The organism is Siphonobacter sp. BAB-5405, assembly GCF_002872335.1.
Taxonomy (GTDB): Bacteria; Bacteroidota; Bacteroidia; order Cytophagales; family Spirosomataceae; genus Siphonobacter.
Genome location: NZ_NJAG01000036.1, coordinates 137,313 through 158,286 on the forward strand (window position 1 = coordinate 137,313; position 20,974 = coordinate 158,286).

Annotated in this window: 15 protein-coding genes and 1 pseudogene; 3 read left to right on the plus strand and 13 right to left on the minus strand. The window is 51.8% G+C overall.

Annotated features, from left to right (window positions below):
* Both BWI97_RS20005 and BWI97_RS20010 read left to right on the plus strand, forming a co-directional pair.
* A complete protein-coding gene (locus tag BWI97_RS20005; RefSeq protein ID WP_102202499.1) occupies positions 1 to 1,029 on the plus strand; it encodes a sugar phosphate isomerase/epimerase in 1,029 nt (342 codons plus the stop codon).
* Between the two features lie 15 nt (positions 1,030 to 1,044).
* Complete coding sequence (locus tag BWI97_RS20010) at positions 1,045 to 2,205, plus strand: Gfo/Idh/MocA family protein (RefSeq protein ID WP_102202500.1); 1,161 nt, start codon at positions 1,045 to 1,047, stop codon at positions 2,203 to 2,205.
* Between the two features lie 157 nt (positions 2,206 to 2,362).
* Here BWI97_RS20010 and BWI97_RS20015 read toward each other — a convergent pair whose 3' ends face one another.
* The 6 genes and pseudogenes from BWI97_RS20015 to BWI97_RS20045 form a co-directional block, all read right to left on the minus strand.
* Positions 2,363 to 4,840: a PAS domain-containing sensor histidine kinase gene (locus tag BWI97_RS20015; protein WP_158242806.1), complete on the minus strand. Its 2,478-nt coding sequence runs from the start codon at positions 4,838 to 4,840 to the stop codon at positions 2,363 to 2,365.
* Positions 4,841 to 5,350: 510 nt separating this feature from the next.
* Positions 5,351 to 7,747 carry a penicillin acylase family protein gene (locus BWI97_RS20025; RefSeq protein ID WP_369826617.1) on the minus strand — a complete coding sequence of 799 codons (2,397 nt, stop codon included), beginning with the start codon at positions 7,745 to 7,747 and terminating at the stop codon, positions 5,351 to 5,353.
* 70 nt (positions 7,748 to 7,817) lie between these two features.
* Positions 7,818 to 8,906 carry a S9 family peptidase gene (locus tag BWI97_RS20030; RefSeq protein WP_102202503.1) on the minus strand — a complete coding sequence of 363 codons (1,089 nt, stop codon included), beginning with the start codon at positions 8,904 to 8,906 and terminating at the stop codon, positions 7,818 to 7,820.
* Positions 8,907 to 9,043: 137 nt separating this feature from the next.
* A pseudogene (locus BWI97_RS20035) lies at positions 9,044 to 11,233 on the minus strand (penicillin acylase family protein).
* Between the two features lie 344 nt (positions 11,234 to 11,577).
* Positions 11,578 to 12,459 (minus strand): SDR family oxidoreductase, encoded by an 882-nt coding sequence (locus BWI97_RS20040; protein WP_102202504.1) that lies wholly within the window; start codon positions 12,457 to 12,459, stop codon positions 11,578 to 11,580.
* Between the two features lie 109 nt (positions 12,460 to 12,568).
* Positions 12,569 to 13,159 carry a Crp/Fnr family transcriptional regulator gene (locus BWI97_RS20045; protein WP_102202668.1) on the minus strand — a complete coding sequence of 197 codons (591 nt, stop codon included), beginning with the start codon at positions 13,157 to 13,159 and terminating at the stop codon, positions 12,569 to 12,571.
* Positions 13,160 to 13,392: 233 nt separating this feature from the next.
* On the opposite strand from BWI97_RS20045, the gene BWI97_RS20050 reads away from it, so the two are divergent.
* On the plus strand, positions 13,393 to 13,785 hold the full coding sequence (locus BWI97_RS20050; RefSeq protein WP_102202505.1) for a RidA family protein: 393 nt from the start codon (positions 13,393 to 13,395) through the stop codon (positions 13,783 to 13,785).
* A gap of 89 nt (positions 13,786 to 13,874) precedes the next feature.
* Here the strand turns inward: BWI97_RS20050 and BWI97_RS20055 are convergent, their stop codons facing one another.
* The 7 genes from BWI97_RS20055 to BWI97_RS20085 all read right to left on the minus strand — a co-directional run bounded on the left by BWI97_RS20055 (position 13,875) and on the right by BWI97_RS20085 (position 20,873).
* Positions 13,875 to 14,933, minus strand: coding sequence for an acyltransferase (locus BWI97_RS20055; protein WP_102202506.1), 1,059 nt, complete (start codon positions 14,931 to 14,933; stop codon positions 13,875 to 13,877).
* Positions 14,934 to 15,091: 158 nt separating this feature from the next.
* Positions 15,092 to 15,970, minus strand: coding sequence for a PHB depolymerase family esterase (locus BWI97_RS20060; protein WP_102202507.1), 879 nt, complete (start codon positions 15,968 to 15,970; stop codon positions 15,092 to 15,094).
* A gap of 84 nt (positions 15,971 to 16,054) precedes the next feature.
* Positions 16,055 to 18,913, minus strand: a complete 2,859-nt coding sequence (locus BWI97_RS20065; protein ID WP_102202508.1) for a M1 family aminopeptidase — start codon at positions 18,911 to 18,913, stop codon at positions 16,055 to 16,057.
* Complete coding sequence (locus tag BWI97_RS20070) at positions 18,858 to 19,208, minus strand: hypothetical protein (protein WP_102202509.1); 351 nt, start codon at positions 19,206 to 19,208, stop codon at positions 18,858 to 18,860. The genes BWI97_RS20065 and BWI97_RS20070 overlap by 56 nt, the downstream gene beginning before the upstream one ends.
* On the minus strand, positions 19,205 to 20,077 hold the full coding sequence (locus tag BWI97_RS20075; protein ID WP_102202510.1) for an ABC transporter ATP-binding protein: 873 nt from the start codon (positions 20,075 to 20,077) through the stop codon (positions 19,205 to 19,207). Before BWI97_RS20075 ends, BWI97_RS20070 begins: the two co-directional genes overlap by 4 nt.
* A 72-nt stretch (positions 20,078 to 20,149) precedes the next feature.
* Complete coding sequence (locus BWI97_RS20080) at positions 20,150 to 20,359, minus strand: helix-turn-helix transcriptional regulator (protein WP_102202511.1); 210 nt, start codon at positions 20,357 to 20,359, stop codon at positions 20,150 to 20,152.
* A gap of 1 nt (position 20,360) precedes the next feature.
* Positions 20,361 to 20,873, minus strand: coding sequence for a DUF2975 domain-containing protein (locus BWI97_RS20085; RefSeq protein WP_102202512.1), 513 nt, complete (start codon positions 20,871 to 20,873; stop codon positions 20,361 to 20,363).
* Between the last annotated feature and the right edge of the window lie 101 nt (positions 20,874 to 20,974).

Consider the following 20,974-nt stretch of genomic DNA (forward strand, 5'->3'; position numbering starts at 1 on the left):
ATGCATACATTCCCTAAACTTCATAACGCTACCTGGCCCGGCATTGTCGGCAAGGGGCCTGACTTGGAACCCATTCTTTCCCTCGATACCATGCTTGAACTGACGGCCGGGGCCGAAGTCAACGGCATTACCTTCGATGGCATAGATCTGGGCCTCTTCGAGCAGCACGTCAATCTGGATGCCGACGATCGAGAGATTCAGGCACTTGCCGACAAAATCAGCGGCTTTGGTCTGGACGTCGGTAGTCTGGTGGCTCCCATCTGGGGCGGCCCGGCCCTGGGTTCTGCATCAGAGCAGGCCTTTTTTCTGGAACAGGTTCGTAAATCCTGTCGCTTTGGGCAGAAGTTACGGCAGATCGGAATCCGTCCCGGCGGCGTCATTCGCATTGATTCGGCCAGCTCGCCGGAGCAGTGGGCCACGGACCCGCACGGAAATACGCAGAAAATTGCCGATACCTTTCGCCGGGCCTGTGACATTGCAGCCGAGTACGGAGAAACGCTGGCGGCGGAGGGGGAAGTCTGCTGGGGCGGTATGCACAGTTGGAAAACCATGCTCGAAACGCTGGAAGCCGTCAATCGACCCAACCTGGGTTTTCAGGCGGATATGTCACATACGCTTCTGTATCTGCTGGGAACAAACCGACCCGAGGATCGCATCTTACCGCCCGATTTCGACTGGAGTGACCGCGATACCCTTCAAGAGGCCCTTCAAACGCTAACGGCAGCCCTACGACCCTGGACGGTCGATTTTCACGTGGCCCAAAACGATGGAACCGTGTACGGAACGGGCTCGCACGATAAAACCGGACGGCATTGTTTACCCACGGACCCTGCGGGTAAACTCGACATTGTACACGATGCGGGCTACTGGCTGCGGGATGAAAAGGGGCAGCTCACCAAAGCCTTCCGCCACATTTGTTGGGATGGCTGTATGTTTCCCAACGAAGTAATGCAACGGCAGCAAACCTGGAACGACATTCTGGCGGTGATGATTCAGGTACGCGAAGCTCACGGCTGGTCAGAAGCTTAACCTTTCCCTACACACATGAACGCATCCAAAGAACTCCGCATTGGTTTAATTGGTACGGGCTTTATGGGCCGTACGCATTCAAACGGGTATAAACGGGTTGGTGATTTTTTCCCGAAACTGGCCTATCGTCCGGTTCTGCAGGCCGTCTGCTCGCGAAACCTTGAAAAGGTAACAGATTTTGCTCAGCAATGGGGCTACGCCTCGGTCGAAACGGACTGGCAGGCCCTGATTGCCCGGGACGACATTGATGCCATCGACATCTGTACACCCAATGAGTGGCACGCGGAAATAGCACTAGCAGCAGCGGCAGCCGGAAAAATGATTCTCTGTGAAAAGCCCCTGGCCCGAACCTTATCCGAAGCCGAAGCGATGGTAGCGGCGGTAGAAAAAGCCGGGGTTCGCAATACGGTCTGGTACAATTACCGCCGCCTGCCCGCGGTTACGCTGGCCAAGCAAATCATCGATTCGGGGCAGCTGGGACGTATCTTTCATTACCGGGCCAATTTTTTGCAGGACTGGACTATAAATGCTAATCTATCACAGGGGGGAGGAAACTGGCGAATGGACGTTGCCTCGGCGGGGTCGGGGGTTACGGGCGATTTACTCGCCCACTGCATTGATACGGCTCTGTGGCTGAACGGGTCGATTCGGGACGTATCAGCGGTAACCGAAACGTTCATCAAAGAGCGGGTTCATGAACAAACCGGAGAACTTACGGCCGTCGGTATTGACGATGCCTGCCTGTTTCACTGTCATTTTGAAAATGGTTCGCTCGGTTTGTTCGAATCCACGCGATATGCCCGGGGTCACAAAGCGTTGTATACCTTTGAAATCAACGGCGAACACGCGTCCATCCGCTGGGATCTGCATGATTTGAACCGACTGGAATACTTTGATCACCGCGATGCATCGGCCTTGCGGGGCTGGCGATCCATTCACGTTACAGATGGCGAACATCCCTACCTGAGTCAGTGGTGGGTACCCGGTTTAGGGCTAGGCTACGAACATAGCTTCGTGCATCAGGTCGCTGATTTTCTGAAAAGTCTGGAAACCGATGAACCCTGTCATCCTACCTTTCTTGATGCTCTGCAAACACAACGGGTATGCCAGGCTGTACTGGATTCAGCGGCCACCCGAAGCTGGCAGAACACGGGCATTCACGAAGCGGTACAGTGAGAAAAGATTATTCAAGCCATGAAAACAAATTTCAATACTGCGAAAGACCGATGATATGTAAGGTACTTCATGAGTAATTTCTGGTACTTTACTTAAGCAAAAAGGGGTTAGAAAACAGATGTTCCTAACCCCTGTTTCTGTTTCATAGCCTATTATATCAGGCCGGGAAAAAAACGTGGAAGGTGGCTCCCTGTCCGGGTTCACTTTCGGCAGTAATGGCTCCCTGATGATTTTCCATGACTCGCTGACAAATGGCCAGTCCAATGCCCGTTCCCTTGTACTGCTGTCGGGTATGCAGTCGCTGAAAAACTTCGAATAAACGCTCGGCGTACTGCGGCTCAAAACCAATACCCTGGTCGGCTACGCTGATGCGATAATACCGCGGAGCCTTCAGCACGGTTTGCAGTTCCGGGGGTAAACCACCGGATGGAATCAGTTGCGAATACACGTGAATACGCGGAATCTCTCCGGCTTTGACAAACTTCAAGGCATTGGAAAGCAGGTTCTGAAACAATTGCCGAAGCTGACTCTCATCCCCCAGCAAAGCCGGTAACGGATCAATCTGTAAGTCCGCTTTCGTTTCCTGTAGACGTATTTCCAGCGATTCCAGTACGCGGGCTAATACTCGCTGTAACGAAACAATCATTTTTTCGTCCTGATCGACGGCCAGCCGTGAAAAGGCCAGTAGGTCCTGAATCAGGGTGGACATTTGTTCGCCGGATTTGGTAATTTTTGACAGGATGGTCAGACCCTGTTCATCCAGTCGGTCCGCGTATTTCTTTTCAATGAGTGTACTGAAGGCCTGAATTTTCCGCAGCGGTTCCTGTAAATCGTGACTGGCTACGTAAGCGAACTGCTTCAAACGATCATTGGAAAGATGCAGTAGTCGATTCAGCTGCGTCATTTCCTCCAGATGCGTCGATAGGATTTCGTTGCTTTTCACTACTTCTTCGCTACTGGCCTGCAACTCTTCATTCACGGCGGCTAATTCCTCGGTGCGTTTTTGTACTTCGTTTTCCAGTGTGTTTTGTAACGCCCGTTCCAGCGTAATATCACGGGCTGTACCTAGAAAACGATGGACCTCGCCTTTTGCATTCCTGTAGTGCTGACCGATAACCTGAATGGCCTGGGCATGACCCGTCTCCGCATTCAGGATTCGATATTCGGCCTCAAACCGACCGTTGGATTCCGGACTTAAGGATTGCTCCCATAACCGGGTGAGATGACTCCGATCATCGGGATGTACCATGGACCAGGCTTTTTCCAGGGAAATTTCCGTATGAGATAGGCCAAACTTACGGGCGTACTTTTCAGAGGTGTACATCTGGCCTTTCGCAAGATCAATAGTCCAGGTGGTCAATTCCGCCAGTTCAATGGCATCCCGCAAAGCCGCTTCACTTTCTTCGAGTGCCTGGCGGCTAACAACCGTTGGCGTAACATCCTGAATGATACCCGAAATCGAAATGGGTTGCCCTTTTTCCGTCAGAACCTGTCCCATGGAATGCAGGTAACGCAAGTGGCCATTCTGGCGACTGATGACCCGGTAGGTGACATTGTGATAACCACCCTGCTTACCCGCGATGGAATCTTCAATCGCCTGGATCGTTTTTTCACGGTCCTGTTCGTGAATGAGTTGAAAAACTTCGTCGAGTGGGTACTCCTTGCTGGGTAACTCAAACCAGTCCATGATTTGCTGAGCGTGCGTAGAGATGCGACTCGCTAGATCTACCTTAAAGCTACCCAGGTTTCCAATCGCTAAGGCTAGTTCCAGATCACGGCTTTTATTCAATAGTTCCTGCTGGGCGTGCACCTGCGAAGTGACGTCCTGACAAAAGACGATGACACCCGTGATCGTACCATCCTGCTCGCGATACGGCTGATAAACCAGATTTAAAAAGCCCTGTCTGGTCCCGTTTTCAACCTGTATCTGATACGGTTGTTCGTAGAGGTACATGGGTTCGCCGGATTGCATAACTCCCTGTATTATAGTCTGAAAAGGGTCAGTTGCTTCGGGAATAATCTCAAACAAAGGATGATGCAGAAGCTCCTCAACCGTACGGTTCACCAGTCGGGCGTAGGCTTCATTGACAATCGTTACCCGCAGCGATTCCCCGGTCAGAACAATAATGCCCGCCGTAGCCTGACGAATCAGATTTTGGAAACGTTGCTCAGAAACAGCAAGTTGCTGAACCGTCAGCACTTTCTGTGTAGTCTCCGTACACGCCACAAATACGCCCCGTACCTGACCCTTTTCGTCTTTAACGGGACTGTAGCTGTAGGTCCAGTACACGGGTTCCATTTTTCCGTTCCGATAGATGGGCAAAAGCTGATCTTCCTCCCAGGTTGCTTCGCCACCCGCCATGATGGCGTTGAGCCGGGGACCATTAAACGCCCACACTTCCGGCCAAATGTCTTCGCCGCGGCTGCCAAGTACCGCTGGATGTTTACCCGTAACGCCCAGACTGGGTCGGTAGGCGTCGTTGTAAAAGCAGATATAGTCGGGTCCCCAGTAAAGAAACATGGGAAACTTGGAGTTCAGTAAAATACCCAGACTGATACACAAGCTGGCTGGCCAGGTATCCGGGGTTCCGAGCGAGGTCTTCGACCAGTCGAACTGCCGGGTAAGTTGACCCATTTCTCCACCTCCTTGTAAAAAGGGAAACGAATCAGTGTAGACGCGGGGTGAGGTCATAATTACGAATAACAATCAATACTTTCGTTGAAGGGAGAAATGAATTGATCCTAACGTTGAAAAGGAACAACTACCTCAAGAATGATTTGTTTCTTGAGGTAAGTCCACTACTAAAAAACCGTACAGGGGCGTGTTTTAAGTGAAGAACGAATGCATTCACGCATCATTCAGGTCTCTTTGGGGAAGACAGTAAACAAGCGATAAGTAACGGGTGGAGAGCTAGCGTACTTGGATCATTGAAGAATGGGAAGAATAGTGCGGAAGATCTGGAAAAAAACCATTGTTTCCGGTGTAACCTTCGTTAGGCTGGAACGTACCGTTTTCAAAGCCGAATCCCCGATCCAGCTTTGAAAGCGGTGTAATTTATAGAGCAGGCAATCGAAGAAAAGAAAGCCTCGATTAGAAAGGGCTGCAATCCTTTCGTTGAGAAAACGCAGCATCAACCACTTGGGGTCAGGGCGTAAGCAAGGTCGTTCGATCAGCTACGCTTTTGATTTTTTCTTTGTTGAAATACACCGGGAAGTACTCCCCCCGATTCCATTTGTCGAACAAATCCCGGTAATGCGGATCTTCGGGATTTTCGGATTGCCCCGGACTATTTACGCCCAGCGTCTTATCCCAGTTTTCGGTATCTACCAGGATTCGGAACGAAGCTCCGTGCGTCTGATTCAACGTATTGCCCGAATTGTTGATTGTCTCCGCATTGCCACCCCGGGCAATTGGACCCAGGTTGATTTTCTGTTGCATTGCGGGACTTACCCAGTCACTAAAGGCATGCGTGATGGTAATGTGTTTGTTAGTAGTCTGCCCATATGCCCAGTTCTTGGAATCTTTGCCTAACCGTTTGGTCAATACCGTCAGGGCTTCCTGCAAGGCCGTGGTTACTACCTGATTCCGGGTTTCGAGGGGTGTAGAGCCAAAAACTTCCGGCGGCGGCGTGAGCAGATAGTCGATCAGAACTTTCGTAGAAAGCTTTCTGAAATGAGCCTGAGCGGCTTTGGGTACTGCTTTTTCGTACACGTAGTCCCGCAGTTGGTTTTCCCATTCGACGTAAATGGCCGCTTCTATGGATTCCGGGTTCAACCGGAAATCCCAGTTTTGCAGCAGGCTTACGGCTTTCTGAATCGATTCCTCGTTCGAAGGAAAAGCAAATTTCAGCAGCGGTACCAGCGTGCGGGCGGGAATGGACAGAACATCATTCTGTAACTGCGAAAAATCACTCAGATTGAACCGTTTACTACTGCCCAGCACTTCTTCCAGCCGATCGGTTCGGTACGGAGTTGACCATTCCCAACCGAGGGCCGTACGGGGTTGGTAGTCAGGCGAGGTAAGGTTACTATTGGCCGAGGCAATGAAGCCTTTGGCGGGGTCGCTCAGGTGCGGTAACTGCTGGATGGGCAGATAACCCTCCCATTCAAATCGTCCGTCGCCGGGGACGGGTACCAGTCCGGACCAGTTGGGGCGAATGGGTGCTAACGTTGAAACCTGCCAGCCGATATGCCCTTTACGATCGGCCCAGATCATGTTGAGCGACGGAAGCCGGGCGAAGGAGCAAGCCTCGCGAAACTCGTCCCAGCTTTTCGACTGATTCATACGAAGACTTGCCAGATAAGGGGCACAACCCACGTCCATCCAGCCCGCTCGCACGGCGTAAGCTTTATTGGCTTTTGCGTCTTCGAACACCACCGGACCGTGACGGGTGTATTTCAACTGTACCACCTGCGGTTGCTGACCTTTAACGGGGATTGTATCCGTCACGATTTTCATCGCCACCCACTGCCCTTTGTATCGATATTGATTCGGGTTTTGCGGGTTGAGATCGTACACGTACAGATCCTCGCAGTCCGATCCCGAGATGGTCAGTCCCCAGGCTCCGTAGTCATTATGACCGATGGATACGCCGGGTAACGTCGGTTCGCCGGCTCCTACCACATTCCAGCCCGGAGCGTTGAGGTGAATCCAGTACCGCAGGGAAGGCGTAGACTGCGTACGGTGCGGATCATTGGCTAACATCGGGAAATGACTTTGCGACTTTTCGCCGCTCAGCGTCCAGTTGTTCGATCCCACGTATTCTTTTTCCGTTTCGTACCAGTCCAGAAAGTCAAAGGTCTTTCCTACATCAGAGCCCGGTTTTTTAAAGCGTAAGGGAGCCCGGAAGGCATTGTACAGGCCCAGAATATCCTGCATTAGGGCGGCACCGTCTACTCCCTTCTCCAGTGTAAGTTTCGGTTCGGACGCGGGCGTACGCGTGGGGTGAAACCAGTTGAGTTCCCGGGTTTTTTCTTCCCCCATGACGTGAACCTGCCGCCCAAAACTCAACTCACTTGTGAGGTTGGCAATCAGGCCCTGGTGGCGACTGATAACGACCTCCGGCGTCCAGAATCCGGGTACGCTTTTCAGTAATTTAAACTCGAAGGAAAGCTTGCTCGTATCCTTCCGGACCTCAGCTATCCGGGCATTCACACCCGCGGTGTAGGCGGTAATGATGAGTTTACCCCTGGGATGATAATGAGCGAATTCCTGGTCGAGGTTCTGACGAAACTTAAACAATCGCGTACCCAGATCCCGTTTCAACTCCGAAGGTCCCAGCCACTCGGCGACGGTACCCGTGGCCTGCCTCCGCCAAAGCTCCAGCTGAAACAGGCGGTCCGTAGCGGCGACGTAGCCCTGGGCAAAAAAGAGATCATGGTCATTTTTAGCGTAAATGTGCGATACCCCCCATTGGTCCCGAATGATCTCCACGGACTGTTGCAGACCGGGCATTTTCAGCGTCTGGGTTGCCGACTGGCCCATCGCCTGTAGCGTGCCGAGTATCCAGATGATGCCCAATAGTAAACGTTTACAATGCATACGCAGGAAGGATTACAGCGGAAAGAATGGAAGAGAGGCCGGGAAAGCCCCTCTCTTCCGAAGGGGTAATTTATTTAGTTTTCGGGAAATAACTGACCTCGATCAGTTCCTTTACATTCCTGAATTTCTTGTTGGGTTTGAGGTACTGGGCCAGAAAGTCGTAAATCTTCAGGCGGCTTTCCTTGGCACCGTAGGAATCGATACGGTTGAAGGTATGTCCACCGGGAGCGTCCTTGTAGATTTCGTATTCAAATTTCTTCCCATCGGCTTTGAGGGCTTTGATCAGGTGCTCGACTTCCAGTACGTTCACGTCCTCATCGTTGGTATTGGTGTGAATCAGGAGTGGAGTCTGAAGTTTGTGCGTGTTCCAGGCGGGCGAGCGTTTGCGGTATTCTTCCACGTTTTCATCCGCTGATTTCCCTAAGTGAAAATCCGCTGAATAGGCATCCCGGTAGCCCTGACTTTTATAACCCATCCGGGCAATCAGGTCACTTACGGGAACACCCGCGTAACCGACGGCGTAGGCGTTGGGATAATTGAAGAGATTCAGTAAGGTAATCATTCCGCCGTGACTCCAGCCGAGGATGCCCACCCGACTTTTGTCAATAAAATCGTAGTTTTCGAGCATGTAATCCCGACAACTTTTGGTGTCATCCACTTCCAGTCCGCCGTAATCAATCAATTCGTAAAAGCCTCGGCCGTAACCTGTACTACCCCGGTAATCGGGGGCAATGACTACGTATTCCTGAGCCGTTAATTCCTTGACAATATGGGCATACGCCGTGTTGAAATTGCTATGGACGCCGCCGTGCGGAAGCACCAGTAAGGGGTACTTTTTGCTCGGATCGAGTTTCCTGGGAATGAAGACGTATGCTGAAAAACGAACGGGATTTTTAGCTCCCTGTCCCGTGGGATTCTTAATGACGGCTGGGGGTGGCCCCGTAAGAATTACTTTGTCTACCAAGGCTACATCGCCTACTTTCTGCTCCCAGCTCAGGTCATCAATGCCTTTATCCAGAGCATCGAAGCTGTGCTGGAGATTGGATAACTGCTTTTGTAAAGTCGCAATCTGGGCTTCGGGGCTGGCGGGTGTTTTACTTTGGCCCAGGGCCAGGGAGCTGACCAGACAGGCCAGAGCGATTCCAGTAATTTTTTTCATCGATCGCAAAGAGTTGTTAAGTGGTTTTAAAAGCACCTAAAGCTTGTAGGATACAATCCCTTACAAGCTTTAGGTGTCGATATAAATCCTGAACACTACGGCTTGCCTGGATACCATCCGGACAAGCCGCCTGTTTACTAATCGCCGGGGTGGTATTTCTTCTCCATGTGTTTCAGGACGTCTGCTTTGTAGAAGTAAATCTCCTTGTACGTCCCGTCGATATACCCCCGGACCTGATCGGTGTAGTGCGGGGACTTCGGATCGCTGCTGGACCCGCCCGTCAGAATCGTTTTGGCCCGTAGTCGATCCCCAAACTCAACGGCGGCGACAAAGGTATTGCCCGTAACCCCATAGCGTTTATGCGTTTGGGGTGTTTTACGACTCACATAGGCATTGAGCGAACCCATGAATCCGGGCGTGGCGGGAACGGCCCAGCTTGGTTTTTGGTCACTCGGCTCGCCTTCGGTGCGTTGAAAACGGTTCGCCGTACCCCAGGGTACTTCCCAGGTGCCGTAGTCCTTGTTCAACTCGCTGGCCACCTGAGCCAATGCCAGTACCTGCTCCTTCGCGGAAAGAAATTCAGTAGTCAGGGCGGCTCCGTTGGTCAGGGAATACTGCTCTTCCGTCGTCAGGGGACGGGGCAGGAGGGCCATGTCCAGCTGGATAATTTTTTCCAGCCAGTGCACCGTCAGGGTAGTTGCCACCGATTGCGTATCCGTCTTAAAATTCCACTGTTTCAGGACCTCAATCGGACCTTTGAGGATGGATTTTAGAGAATCAGAAGTTAGGGAGTGGTAGGCGGCGATCAAACTGGGTACGTAACGCTCGCCGCTGGGCAAGTAGGCATCGTAGGAGGCCCGAACGACATCATCCATCGTGGCTTCTTTGAGGGGTGTCAGTACTTTTACAGCGTGAACCGCCCGTGGCGTATGCCCATCGGGGTGCATGTAGGCGGGAAGTTTCAGAATCTCCTGCGATAATTCCCCGGCTCCGTACAAGGGCGTCGAATTGCAGTTTTGCAGCCAGCCATTAGCGGGGTTAATGTAGTGAGGAATTTCCGAGAGCTCGTGCGTACCCTGCCATTCCGTAGCTGCCGTGGTACCATCCACGGGCCGTTTCCAGTCGAGGAGCGGGTTCTTTCGGGGTACGAAGTTGCCGTGCCAGTACGCAATGTTCCCGTCTTTATCGGCGTAGAGTACGTTACTGCCCACCATGGCCCGTTTGTTCAGGGCATCGGTGAATTCCTTGATGTTTTTCGCCTTCATCTTCAGCCAGTGCATGGCCAGCAGGTCGATGTTCGGTTCGTGCGTTTTCAGAGCAATCCAGCGGGTCGCCGTCGCGTAGACGATGGGTCCGTGGTGCGTCCGGTACGTGACCACGTTGCGGGTTGCTATCCCATCCGCTTTTTTGTAGCGAATTTCGTGAACGGTGCTATCGACGTTTTTCCAGGTACCCTCGTAGCGGTACATGAGTTTTCCGTTTTTCCGTTGCACGTCTTCGGCGTACAGGTCTTTGGCATCGGAAAGCGAAACTGGATGCATCCAGCCGCAGTATTCATTAAAGCCCTGAAAAATGGGAAATTGGCCCAGGAAAGGAGCCCCGTACGAATTGAGTCCTTCCTCACTGACCACCTGTATTTCAATCCGGCCGTAGTACTCGGAGTGGGGATTGATGAGCAGAATGGGCTTTTTACTTTTCGTTCGGGAAGGTCCCAATACCCAGCCGTTGGAACCGTCGTTTTTGGGCGGTTCAGCCGTAAAACTCCGTCCCGGAATGGCATGCGTATCGTTCAGGTAAAAAGCCTTAAATCCGCCTCGGCAACGTTACTACCCCCCCATGGCGGGCACGTTGTTCATCAGATTCATCCAGGGTTCTACCCGGGTAATGAGTTTGGGCTTTACGGCAGGATGCGTGGCCAAGTAGTAGTTAATCCCGGCGGCGTGGGCATCGCAGAGTTTTCGTAACCACTCGGGCGACTGCTGGTAATACGCTTTGGCCTGCGTCGAGTCAATAAACAGATTAGACCAAAGGTCGCGGAGTAGGGCCGCTTCGCCTTCTACTTCTGCCAGTCGCCCCGTCCGGCTGATCAGGGAATTTTCAACTTTATCGAAGAACTCTTCACACTGTACGTACATCATGCCAAACACGGCATCGGCGTCGGTCTTCGCGTACACGTGGGGCACGCCGTAGGTATCCTTGATAATTTCGATGCGTTTGGCCTGCGTCCGCATGGCCTTTACTTCCTGGGGCGAAAAGGGGCTTTGAGCCAGAACTGGACTCATGCTTAAACCCAAACCAATATAGAGGAGAGAAATCTTCGACAGCATTTTACAACCATTGGTTAGTATGGCTGGTAAAATAAGGTTCGTAAGGCAAAAGCTGTGATGACTAGAGTACTATTTTGTAATACTTCCTGTTATTGAAATATTATATGGTATTTTAGTTATATCGGACTGATTTCTGTCAAACAAAAATAGGCTTTCGGGGAAGAATTTCACGAGCAAGACTTACTCGTAATTTGAAGGGAAGAGTTAAATAGAAGTACTGTGCTGGAAGAGCCAGGAAGCAATTGGAAAGCTTAAGGAAGTAAGTATGGGTATACGATAAAGTGAATAAAAATCGGGTTTCCTGACCACAAAGATCAACCCTTGCAGTCAGGAAACCCGGTAGCTTATCGATTGAAATAATGACTCTTCCGCAAATCCTCAATCAGCCCGGCATGGACGGGTTCCCAGCCCAAAGCTGCTCGGGTCTGGGTAGCCGTTGCCGGACTATCGAAGGTGATAAACCGACTCATCCAGTCAAAATGATTAATGGCCTCTTCGGGCGATACGGAGACCACGGGTACTTGCAGTTCCTGTCCGATTAATTCCGCAATTTCCCGAACCGGAATACCTTCGTCCCCAATGGCATTGTACCGTTGACCCGTTGCGGCTTTTTCCAGGGCCAGTCGGTATAAGCGGGCCGCATCCAGACGGTGTACGGCGGGCCAGCGATTGCTGCCATCTCCTACGTACGCCGAAACGCCCTTCTTCCGGGCCAAATCAATCAGGAACGGTACGAACCCAACATCGCCCTGATCATGGACGGAAGGCGGAAGCCGGATCACCGAAGCCTGTACGCCCGCCTCGGCCAAGGCCATAGCCGTAGCTTCGGAGGCCCGGTGCGTGGCCGGAGCCGCGTTCGTTTCCGTAATGATCCCTCCCTCGCTGGGTACAATCAGAATTCCTCCGGTTACGATCAACGGACGATCCGTACCGACTAACGCCGAGCCGAGGGCTTCAATGGCTCGCTTGTCCGTTGCCGCCGCCGCATACTGCGAAAAGTCGTGAATAAAGGCCGTATGGATGACGCCATCCGCTGCCGAGGCTCCCTCTTTCAATGCTTCCGGATCTTCCAGGTTACCCCTGAGTACGTCCACACCAGTCTTTCGGAGGGACTGGGCGGAGGCATCGGAACGGGCCAGGCCTAACACCTGATGCCCGGCCGCTAGCAATTCCTGTACAATGGCGGAGCCTACAAAGCCCGTGGCTCCCGTTACAAATACTCGCATGGTCGTGTATGTTTGTGAGGCGAGTGTTCGAACGAACGGATTGCTCACTCGCCTGTGATTACGAGGCAAAATTGGACAATCAGGACAGGCAAAAAGAGGACATTTGTCCCTATTTTACCGGTTGCCTGAGCTGATCCTGTCGGATTCGCGTCAGCGTTTTCAAAGAAACGCCGAGGTAAGAGGCCACCATCCGCAAAGGTACGCGGGAGAGAATACCGGGATAGGCTTGAAGAAAATCCTCGTACTTCTCGGCGGGCGTAGCACTGAAGGTCTGGTAGAGGCGATTGCGACTGAGGTGCAGATGCCGGGAAATCAGTTGTTCGGAATAGGTTCTAAGGTTGGGGATCGTTTGGAGTAAGGTATCAAACCGATCGCGGTTCCAGATCATCAGCTGACTGTCTTCCAGGGCTTCAATGATGTAGGACGAAGGCGTGCGATGCGTGTAACTTTCGCCATCGGTAGTCCAGTTCAGTTCCGGGGAAAACTGCATGATGTGTTCCGTACCATCCGCTCCAATTCGATAAGTTCGCAAAAAGCCCTTAGTAATGAAGATTTTATGCCGGCAGATGTCCCCAGCCTGTAATAAAATAGTTTTTCTGGAAACCGTCCGCTCCACCGCCGCGGCCGTAATCATCTGAATCTGTTCCTCCGTCAGATCGATGTGCTGGGCTTTCATATAGTTTTCAAAAATGGCTAACATTTTCTGCTGGGGTAAAAAGGGATAAAGCAATCGATGAATGACTGGCGTTTTGTCAACTCTTTTACACTAAGGTAATACACAAAAAAGCTTGAATTTCCTGGGATCGTCAAAATCCTGAAGACGCCTTCGTTTACGCAATTATTTTTTCGCGTTCCAAAAAAGGTATGACATAAGGCTGTCGCTAGAGGCAGTGATTTTTGTACGGTCAAATCAATTCTAACATCGTTACCCGCATGGAAAAGCGAACCATTGATCCCTGGAAATGGAGAGAGTACACCAATTCCGTACAAGCCGTTGAAATCAAACAGCCCGCCGGCACGCTCTATTGTTCCGGACAGGCCGCCATCGATGCTCACGGCCAGCCCAGTACGGCTGACATGCGAACTCAGTTACAACAAACCTTCGCTAATCTGGAGCAACTCATTACGGAGGCTGGTTACAGTTGTCAGGGTATCGTGCGGCTGAATGTGTATACGACTTCAACGACTGAATTTTTTACAACCTGTGGGGATTTATACCAGTCCTGGATCGTCCAACACGGTATTAAACAGGCCACTAGTTTACTGGAAGTGAAAGGTCTTTTTCAGGGGCTAACGATTGAGCTGGAAGCGACTGTAGTGAAGTAAACGGGATACGCCTGGTCGTAAAAAAGGTTCGGTAAATTACCGAACCTTTTTGTTGTACTGTAAAATATAATAATTTGAAATAGAGGTGTTTATGTCCGTTTGAAGTAAGTACGAATCGGCTCATCCAAAAATTTCAGGACGATATACGCAAACAGGATTAGTAAGACCACGCCGACGATCATGATCCCAACCAACTCACTCACGGGCGGCTTTTTTGCCTCGATGTAACTCAGCACAATCCACAAAAAAGGATAATGCGTCATGTACAGCGGATAGGAAATATCGCCCGAAAATGTACAAATCCGTTGTAATGTGGGCTCGACGGGCGTACCCGCTCCCAGGGCAATCAGGAAAGGAAAATAGAACACCACGAGCAGCGGATCGACCAACCAGTTGATTGCTTTCGAAAAAGGTACTAAAAACGTCAGTAGTAGTAAAAGGCCTACTACGCCAAAACCCAGTCGCGTACGAATGATCCAGCGACTCCGATACACGAGCATACCCGCCAGAAAAGAATAGAAAACCCGGCTTCCGCCGCCCCAAAAGTTATCCCCACCAAATCCCACGGCCAGGTACGTGGATCGGTGGGATTCGTAAAACAGCGTACCCGCGGCAATCAGGGTTAGGATTGCCAGAATTCTGGTGGGTAATTTGACCAGCACCAAAGCGTAGAGCACATTGGCCAGGTATTCCCAAAACAGCGTCCAGGTGGGCGGATTGAGGTGAAACAGATTGAAATACCGTTCCCGCACCAGCGGAAAGGGAATCATCAGACAGGAGGTGAGAAACATGCCCAGCGTCTGACTGGCGTATACGGAATAGAGTTTGCTAAACGGATCAAAAACGAAGGTCAGTAAGCCAATGACCGAACCGATTACCACCAGCGGGTGTAAACGAATCAGTCGTCTTTTTAGAAAGGTAAGCACGCCCATCGATCCTAATTTATCATCGTACGCGTAGGCGATGACAAAACCCGACAAGCAGAAGAAAAAATCGACGGCCAGGTACGCGTGGGCAATGAAACTGTCGTGGTAATCCGGAGTAATGAACTCCATGAAATGGAAAATAACCACGGCTACGGCAGCAATGCCCCGCAGGCCATCGAGCACTTGAAAATGAGGTTTGGTCGGTACAGAAGAGGTCAGCATACGGGCTGTTAGGGTACTGGATACGGAGAAGAATTCCTGTCGTAAGATGCTCGGAAACTTACCTCAGGAGCTAAAAAGAAGCGGAAAACGGTACGTACTAACCAAGCCTCCAGATACCGAAATACCTGGAGGCTTGAAAAAATACAGCGGTTCGCCGTCTAGCGAAGCTGGCGTTGGAAAAAACGCAACGCTTCTACGTGTACGTCAATATCCTTGGGGTAATCGTGCTTGCCACCGATGACTTTCAGGAGTACTACTTCGGGCTTCCCTTTGGCCTGATACGTATATCGTTCTACGGTACGGCCATCGCTGGGATCTGTATCGGGGAGTTTTTCCATCGTTGGTTTGCCGCGATACCCCGCCAGCTCGGCCCAGTAGGCAAAGGTGCGGTCGGTGGAGCGGACTCGGCCCATGTTCATGTTTGGTCCCAGATCGACGACACCGCCCTGATACGGGTTTACGTTATCTTCTGTACCATTGATGATCAGCACGGGTACGGGTTTGCCCGCGGGCGTGCAGTCCAGATTATTGGTATCGGGCAGATTGGCGATGATGGCCGTTACGGCTCGGAAGCGATCCGGCATGGTCAGGGCTAGTTTATACGCCATGTGACCACCCCCGGAGGTGCCCACGGCAAAAACCTGCTTTGGCTGAATGCCGTAATGCCGCTCAAAGTATTCGATCATGCCCGCAAAGAAAGCCTGCTCGTTGACGTCCTCCTTGTTCGCCAGGGCGGGCGAAGCTTTCCGGCATTCATTCCAGTAGCGTTTATAACCATCGGGGTATACCAGCAGCGTGCGGGTGGCCTGGGCCTCCTGTTCCGCTTTTTCGGTGCCCCGCATCATGCCTTTGCCATCGCCGCCCGATCCGTGCATGACGAAAGCCAGACTTTGCGGTTGCTGACCCACGGCGGGTTTATGAAAATGGAAGACGCGATAATTTCCTTCAATCTGTAGGGAATCGGTCAGCACCTGAGCGTGTAATCCACTGAAGGATAACCAACCCAGCACGCTGGTCAGGACAATACGTTTCAACATTACAATAGATTTAGCATGCAAGAAGGAACGAAGATCGGAGGCACCACGCTCGGATTCAACAATTGATGAAAATTTTCCTGGAATTCATCGTTGAACCTGCTTGAAAAGGGCGTCGATTTTCGGGTGAGTGGCAGGTGGACTGACGCGGTACAGTTCGTCCAGCAAATCCGTCGAAACCGGTGCCGCATTCGGATAGGCGTGGGCCGCCAGCAGCCGTCGCAGGGCCTGATTGACGCGTTTTTCACCGATTAACTCGCTCAATTGATACATCGCTACCAGCCCTTTCGAGTAATGCAGGTGATCGTTTTCGGGTTTGACCCGATACAGGGGTTCTTCCGTGGTGAATCCCCTTTCCTGCTCGTAAATTCCCCGGTGCAGGGCGACGTGTTCCAAGGTCTTTTCGTAGCCGAGCGTATGCTTGACCAGCATTAGCTCGGTATACATGGCCAGTGTTTCGGTCAGTAACTTACTGCCCTCGCGTTCGTCGGGTACCAATTGATTAGCTCCCCACCACTGGTGCGAGAGTTCGTGGGCGGCTAGTTCGTTGATCACGTCCTGCTGCAGATCTCCGGCCAGATTGGCGTGAAAGAGGAGATCTTCCGTCATGAAAATACTGGCGGGATACGCCGTGCCGGCAAAGCCCGACGTAAAGGAGGAAACTTCGGCAAAACGAATCCCTGGAAAGGGGTACGGCCCAAATTCCCGCTGGCAGTAATCCAGAGCCCTTTGCGTCCGTCGGATCAAATGATTCACGTTTTCTGGGTGTTTTGCATCATAATACACCTCGATACCCGTACCCCGATGATTCACCCGCCGAAGCTGATAGTGAGCCGAGGAAAGAGCAAAACGAAACGGGACCTGAGTGGGCGTCTGAAAATGAAAATACTGGCGATCCTGCTGCGTCCACTGCCCAACCAGTGATCCAACGCCTACAACGGTCTGAGCGGCGGGCGTCGAAACGAGCATATCCAGTCGAATAAAATCCGTCGGACTGCGGGGAGCTTCCAGCGGTCGTAAAGGACTGGCGGGGCCTAATCCTCTGTTGCGTCGCTCTTCCGGCGAGCTAATTTCTACATCGGTCTGATAGCCAATTTGCGGAAAATAATTACTGAGTCGGAGAAACGTTCCATTTTGCACGATGGCATTAAATGCTTCATGGCCCGAAAAACCGTCCCAACCCGAATGAAAGGAGAAATGCAACTGAGCCGTATCGCCGGGCTGCAAGGGTTTTTCCAAACGCATAAGCTGTGTCTGATGCGGCAGAACTTTACGCAGTTGCCCACGTACCCATACCAGCGAATCCAGTTCAATTCCTTCGGGGAGGGTCCACAAAACCTGATCAAGGGTCTGGGATGATTGGTTAACGAGCTGATACGTACCCCGTACCCGGTACCTGTGTTGCTCCGGAAATAAATCGACCTGCGTTCGAATGTCCGTTACCCGCGGCTTCGGCTGATCGCGGAATCGACGAAACTGCTGTTCATACCACTGCCGCTCCGCGAGCCGATCGCCACGTTTGGGAACTTTGGCGTGAATGGTCAGGCCCAGCGTAAGACTTCCAACGAGGAATAATACCAGGATTGGTATACTCCGCAGGTGGGGACTTTTTCGCTGTACCGTAAACGTGAGCAGGAGCAACACAACGCTCCACCCGTAGGCCAGTCGCCAGCTAAAGCTTTCCACGTACGCGTCCCAACCATTCATTTCGCTATAACGCCCGCTGTACGGTGCGGCCAGGCGAATCAGTGGATGCGTGAGTCCCAGAATTTTACCCAGGGACGTGGAAACGAGTAGCACCACGACGGTCGCCACGAGCAGGCTAAGTCCTTTCTGGGGAATGAGCCAGTATAGGCATAAAGCCAGTCCACTACTGATGCTTACCGGCAAACCAATGAACGCATACAGAGCTGCGTAAGCCGACCAGTCGACGGTGGGGTATTGGTACACCCATTGGAAGATTAGAGCCACCCCAATCACCAGCGTAAGCATCAGCACGTGAAGTAGGCTTAGGCTGAGCCACTGGGCTACTAACTGCGTCACTTGCTCGGCCGGCGTGGAACGTTCCAGCAGGCTAAAACCTTCGTTGCGGCTCCGATAAAAGAGTTCATGGCTATAGAACAGTACGATGCAGACCTGCAAGCCCGGTACGTTGGCCAGAATCCGGTTGACAAAAACGGCCGTAGTCGCGTAGCGTTCGGGCAGACGAATGCCCTGATCCAGCGTGCCGTAGTATTCCATGGCCATATAAAACACGAGACTCAGGGCCAGTACCGCAAAAGGAATGCTTCGGATGATCCAGAGCAGACTGAGTCGAACTTCGCTGATGAGGACGGAATAATGGTAAGCAACTCCCTGAGCGAAACCCGTCAGAGGTCGGTATTGCCCCTGAAAGGAATGAGCTGAGGATGTAGGCGAACGACGACTTTTCGTAGGGATCTGAAACCGATAGCGAAGTAAACTGAAACCGATGACCAGTCCGGAAAATAATAGGTACCCGCATCGGTTGAGGAGCAATACCCCGCTAAGCTGCAAAAGCTGACTGTTTTTCTGTACGATAGTCCAGTGATTCGTCTGCTGATAAAAGGCGGACAGTCCCAACGGATCCAGCAAGGCAGCCCCATACTGGGCTTGTTCCGACGCAGGGAAAGCGGCAGACATGAGCGGCGAGCCCGCATACAGCATCACGACCAGATAAGCCATGTACAGCAGCAGGGCGACCATGTATACGAGCAATTTTCGGGAGCTGAACCAGGCTACGCCGCTCAGCAGAGCCACGTACAGGAAAAGGTTCGGTACGCTGAACAGGAAAAAAGGCTGGGCGTAATACGTCCATTGAAAAGTGCCATTGTATTCGGTCTGCGTGAATTGGGAAAGCAGTACGCCCGTGCTAAGACTTAGCATGAGCAAAGCACTCAGCAGGAAAACCGCCGTGAACCGTCCCATCAGAAAGGGAACCTTCCTTAGCGGCAGGGCGTACAGAACCGTCTCCAGGTTGGCGTCTTTTTCCCGAAAAAAATACCTGAGCTGAAAAAAAAGCGGTAATAAAGATGCCGGCCAGATTGAATAAACCCGTAAGGTGCGTAAGAGCGTAGCTGCCGTACCGGGTCAATTCTTTGCCCGGACTAAACGTAAGCTGTGAGCCGATGAAATAGCCGATCAACAAAGCTAGTGCCAGACTTATATAAAAACCGGGTTTGCGGAAGTACGAGTAGAGTTCGAAGGTAAACGTCGCTTTCATAACGCAGGTTGATTGAGGGTATGAAAATAAACGTCTTCCAGACTAGCCGCTAAGGGCTGATAATCGGGCCCGGGACAGCTAGTTGCGTAGTAGTGGGCCACGTGCGTACCGCCGACCAACTGCATCGAAAGCAGACCCGGTTGGGAGGCAGCGAGTTCCGCTTTAGCGACGCGTCGCTGCCAGAGTTTGCCTTCCAGGTTTTGAATGAAAGCTTCGGGTTTGCCCCGGGCGATAATCTGACCCCGATTCATGATCGCCATATCGGTACACAAATGCCGTACATCTTCGACCAGATGCGTGGACAGGATGACGATTCGTTCTTCACTGATTTCACTGAGCAGGTTATTGAATCGCAGGCGTTCTTCGGGGTCGAGGCCCGCCGTAGGTTCGTCCACAATCAATACTTTAGGATCACCGAGCAAGGCCTGAGCAATCCCGAACCGCTGTAGCATACCCCCCGAAAACCGATGAGCTTCCTGATGCCGTACGGCGTAGAGATTCGTTTTTTCGAGTAAGGCCAGTACCTGTTCCGTTCGGGACGCCCGGTGAGTAAGGCCTTTCAGAATGGCTAGATGTTGGAGTAATTCGTAGGCCGATACCTTGGGGTAGACGCCAAAGCCCTGGGGCAGGAAACCCAGGTGTTGCTTGAAGAGCCGGGGCTGTTGCCGAACGTCGAGGTCGTTCCAGTGAATTTCCCCCTGATCGGCGGTTTGCAGGCCCGCCAGCGTTTTCATGAGTGTTGATTTGCCCGCTCCGTTGGGGCCTAGTAAGCCAAACATACCCGGACCGAGATCGAGCGAAACATCGTTGAGGGCTTTGACGCCATTGGCGTACGTTTTGCTAAGGTGTTGAATGCGTAAGCGTTGCATGGTTGAAAAGACATAGCGATCCCCGCCCTCGCCGAAAGCGGGAGTCTAAGAAAACAGGAAGGAGAAAAGGGCCTAGGACTCGGCTACGTATTCAAGAATATCGCCGGGTTGACAGTCCAGAATCTGACACAGGGCTTCCAGCGTATCGAAACGAATGCCCTTAGCTTTGCCCGTTTTGAGAATGGAAAGGTTAGCCGGAGTAATGCCCAGCCGCTCAGCCAGTTCTTTGCTCTGCATTTTCCGGCGGGCGAGCATGACATCCACGTTGACAATGATGGGCATACTAAATAATTAAGTCCTGTTCATTTTGAAGCGTAAGCCCCTGTTGAAAAATAACAGCTAGAAAATACGTAAACACGCCGAGCAGGAAATGCAGGCTGATGAGTACTTCCACCGGCGAACCAAGGGGATAAACCAGCGAAATCAGCACGGTTACCAGCGTAGGTAACAGCAGATTCCCCCGGTAAAACCACTGCAATTGCCGGATGCCGTAGGTAGTAAACAGTCGGGTTTGGGTAAAAACCGTAAAAACCCGACTCACCAGATAAAAGAACAGCGTATACATGCCCAGTAACAACAGAAACATGCACAGATAGCCAGGATTGTACTCTCCCAGTAGGTACGGTTTGGTGGTGAAGGGATAATAAATTTCAAATCGGCTTTGCTGCTCATTTACATGGAATGACCAGCCCGTGGCAAAAGCCAGGGCAGAAAGTAGAAAGGAAAGTCCATAGCCCAGGGCCGCCAGGCGGGTCAGGATAAACAGGATGCGGGAGATAAAACGAACGGTTGCCATCGGTAAGAATCGTTAGACCTTACAAAGCAACAATTAATTATCGTAAAACAATAATTAATCAAGAAAAATAATAATCTCTTTTGAGGGAACCCTATGTGTTC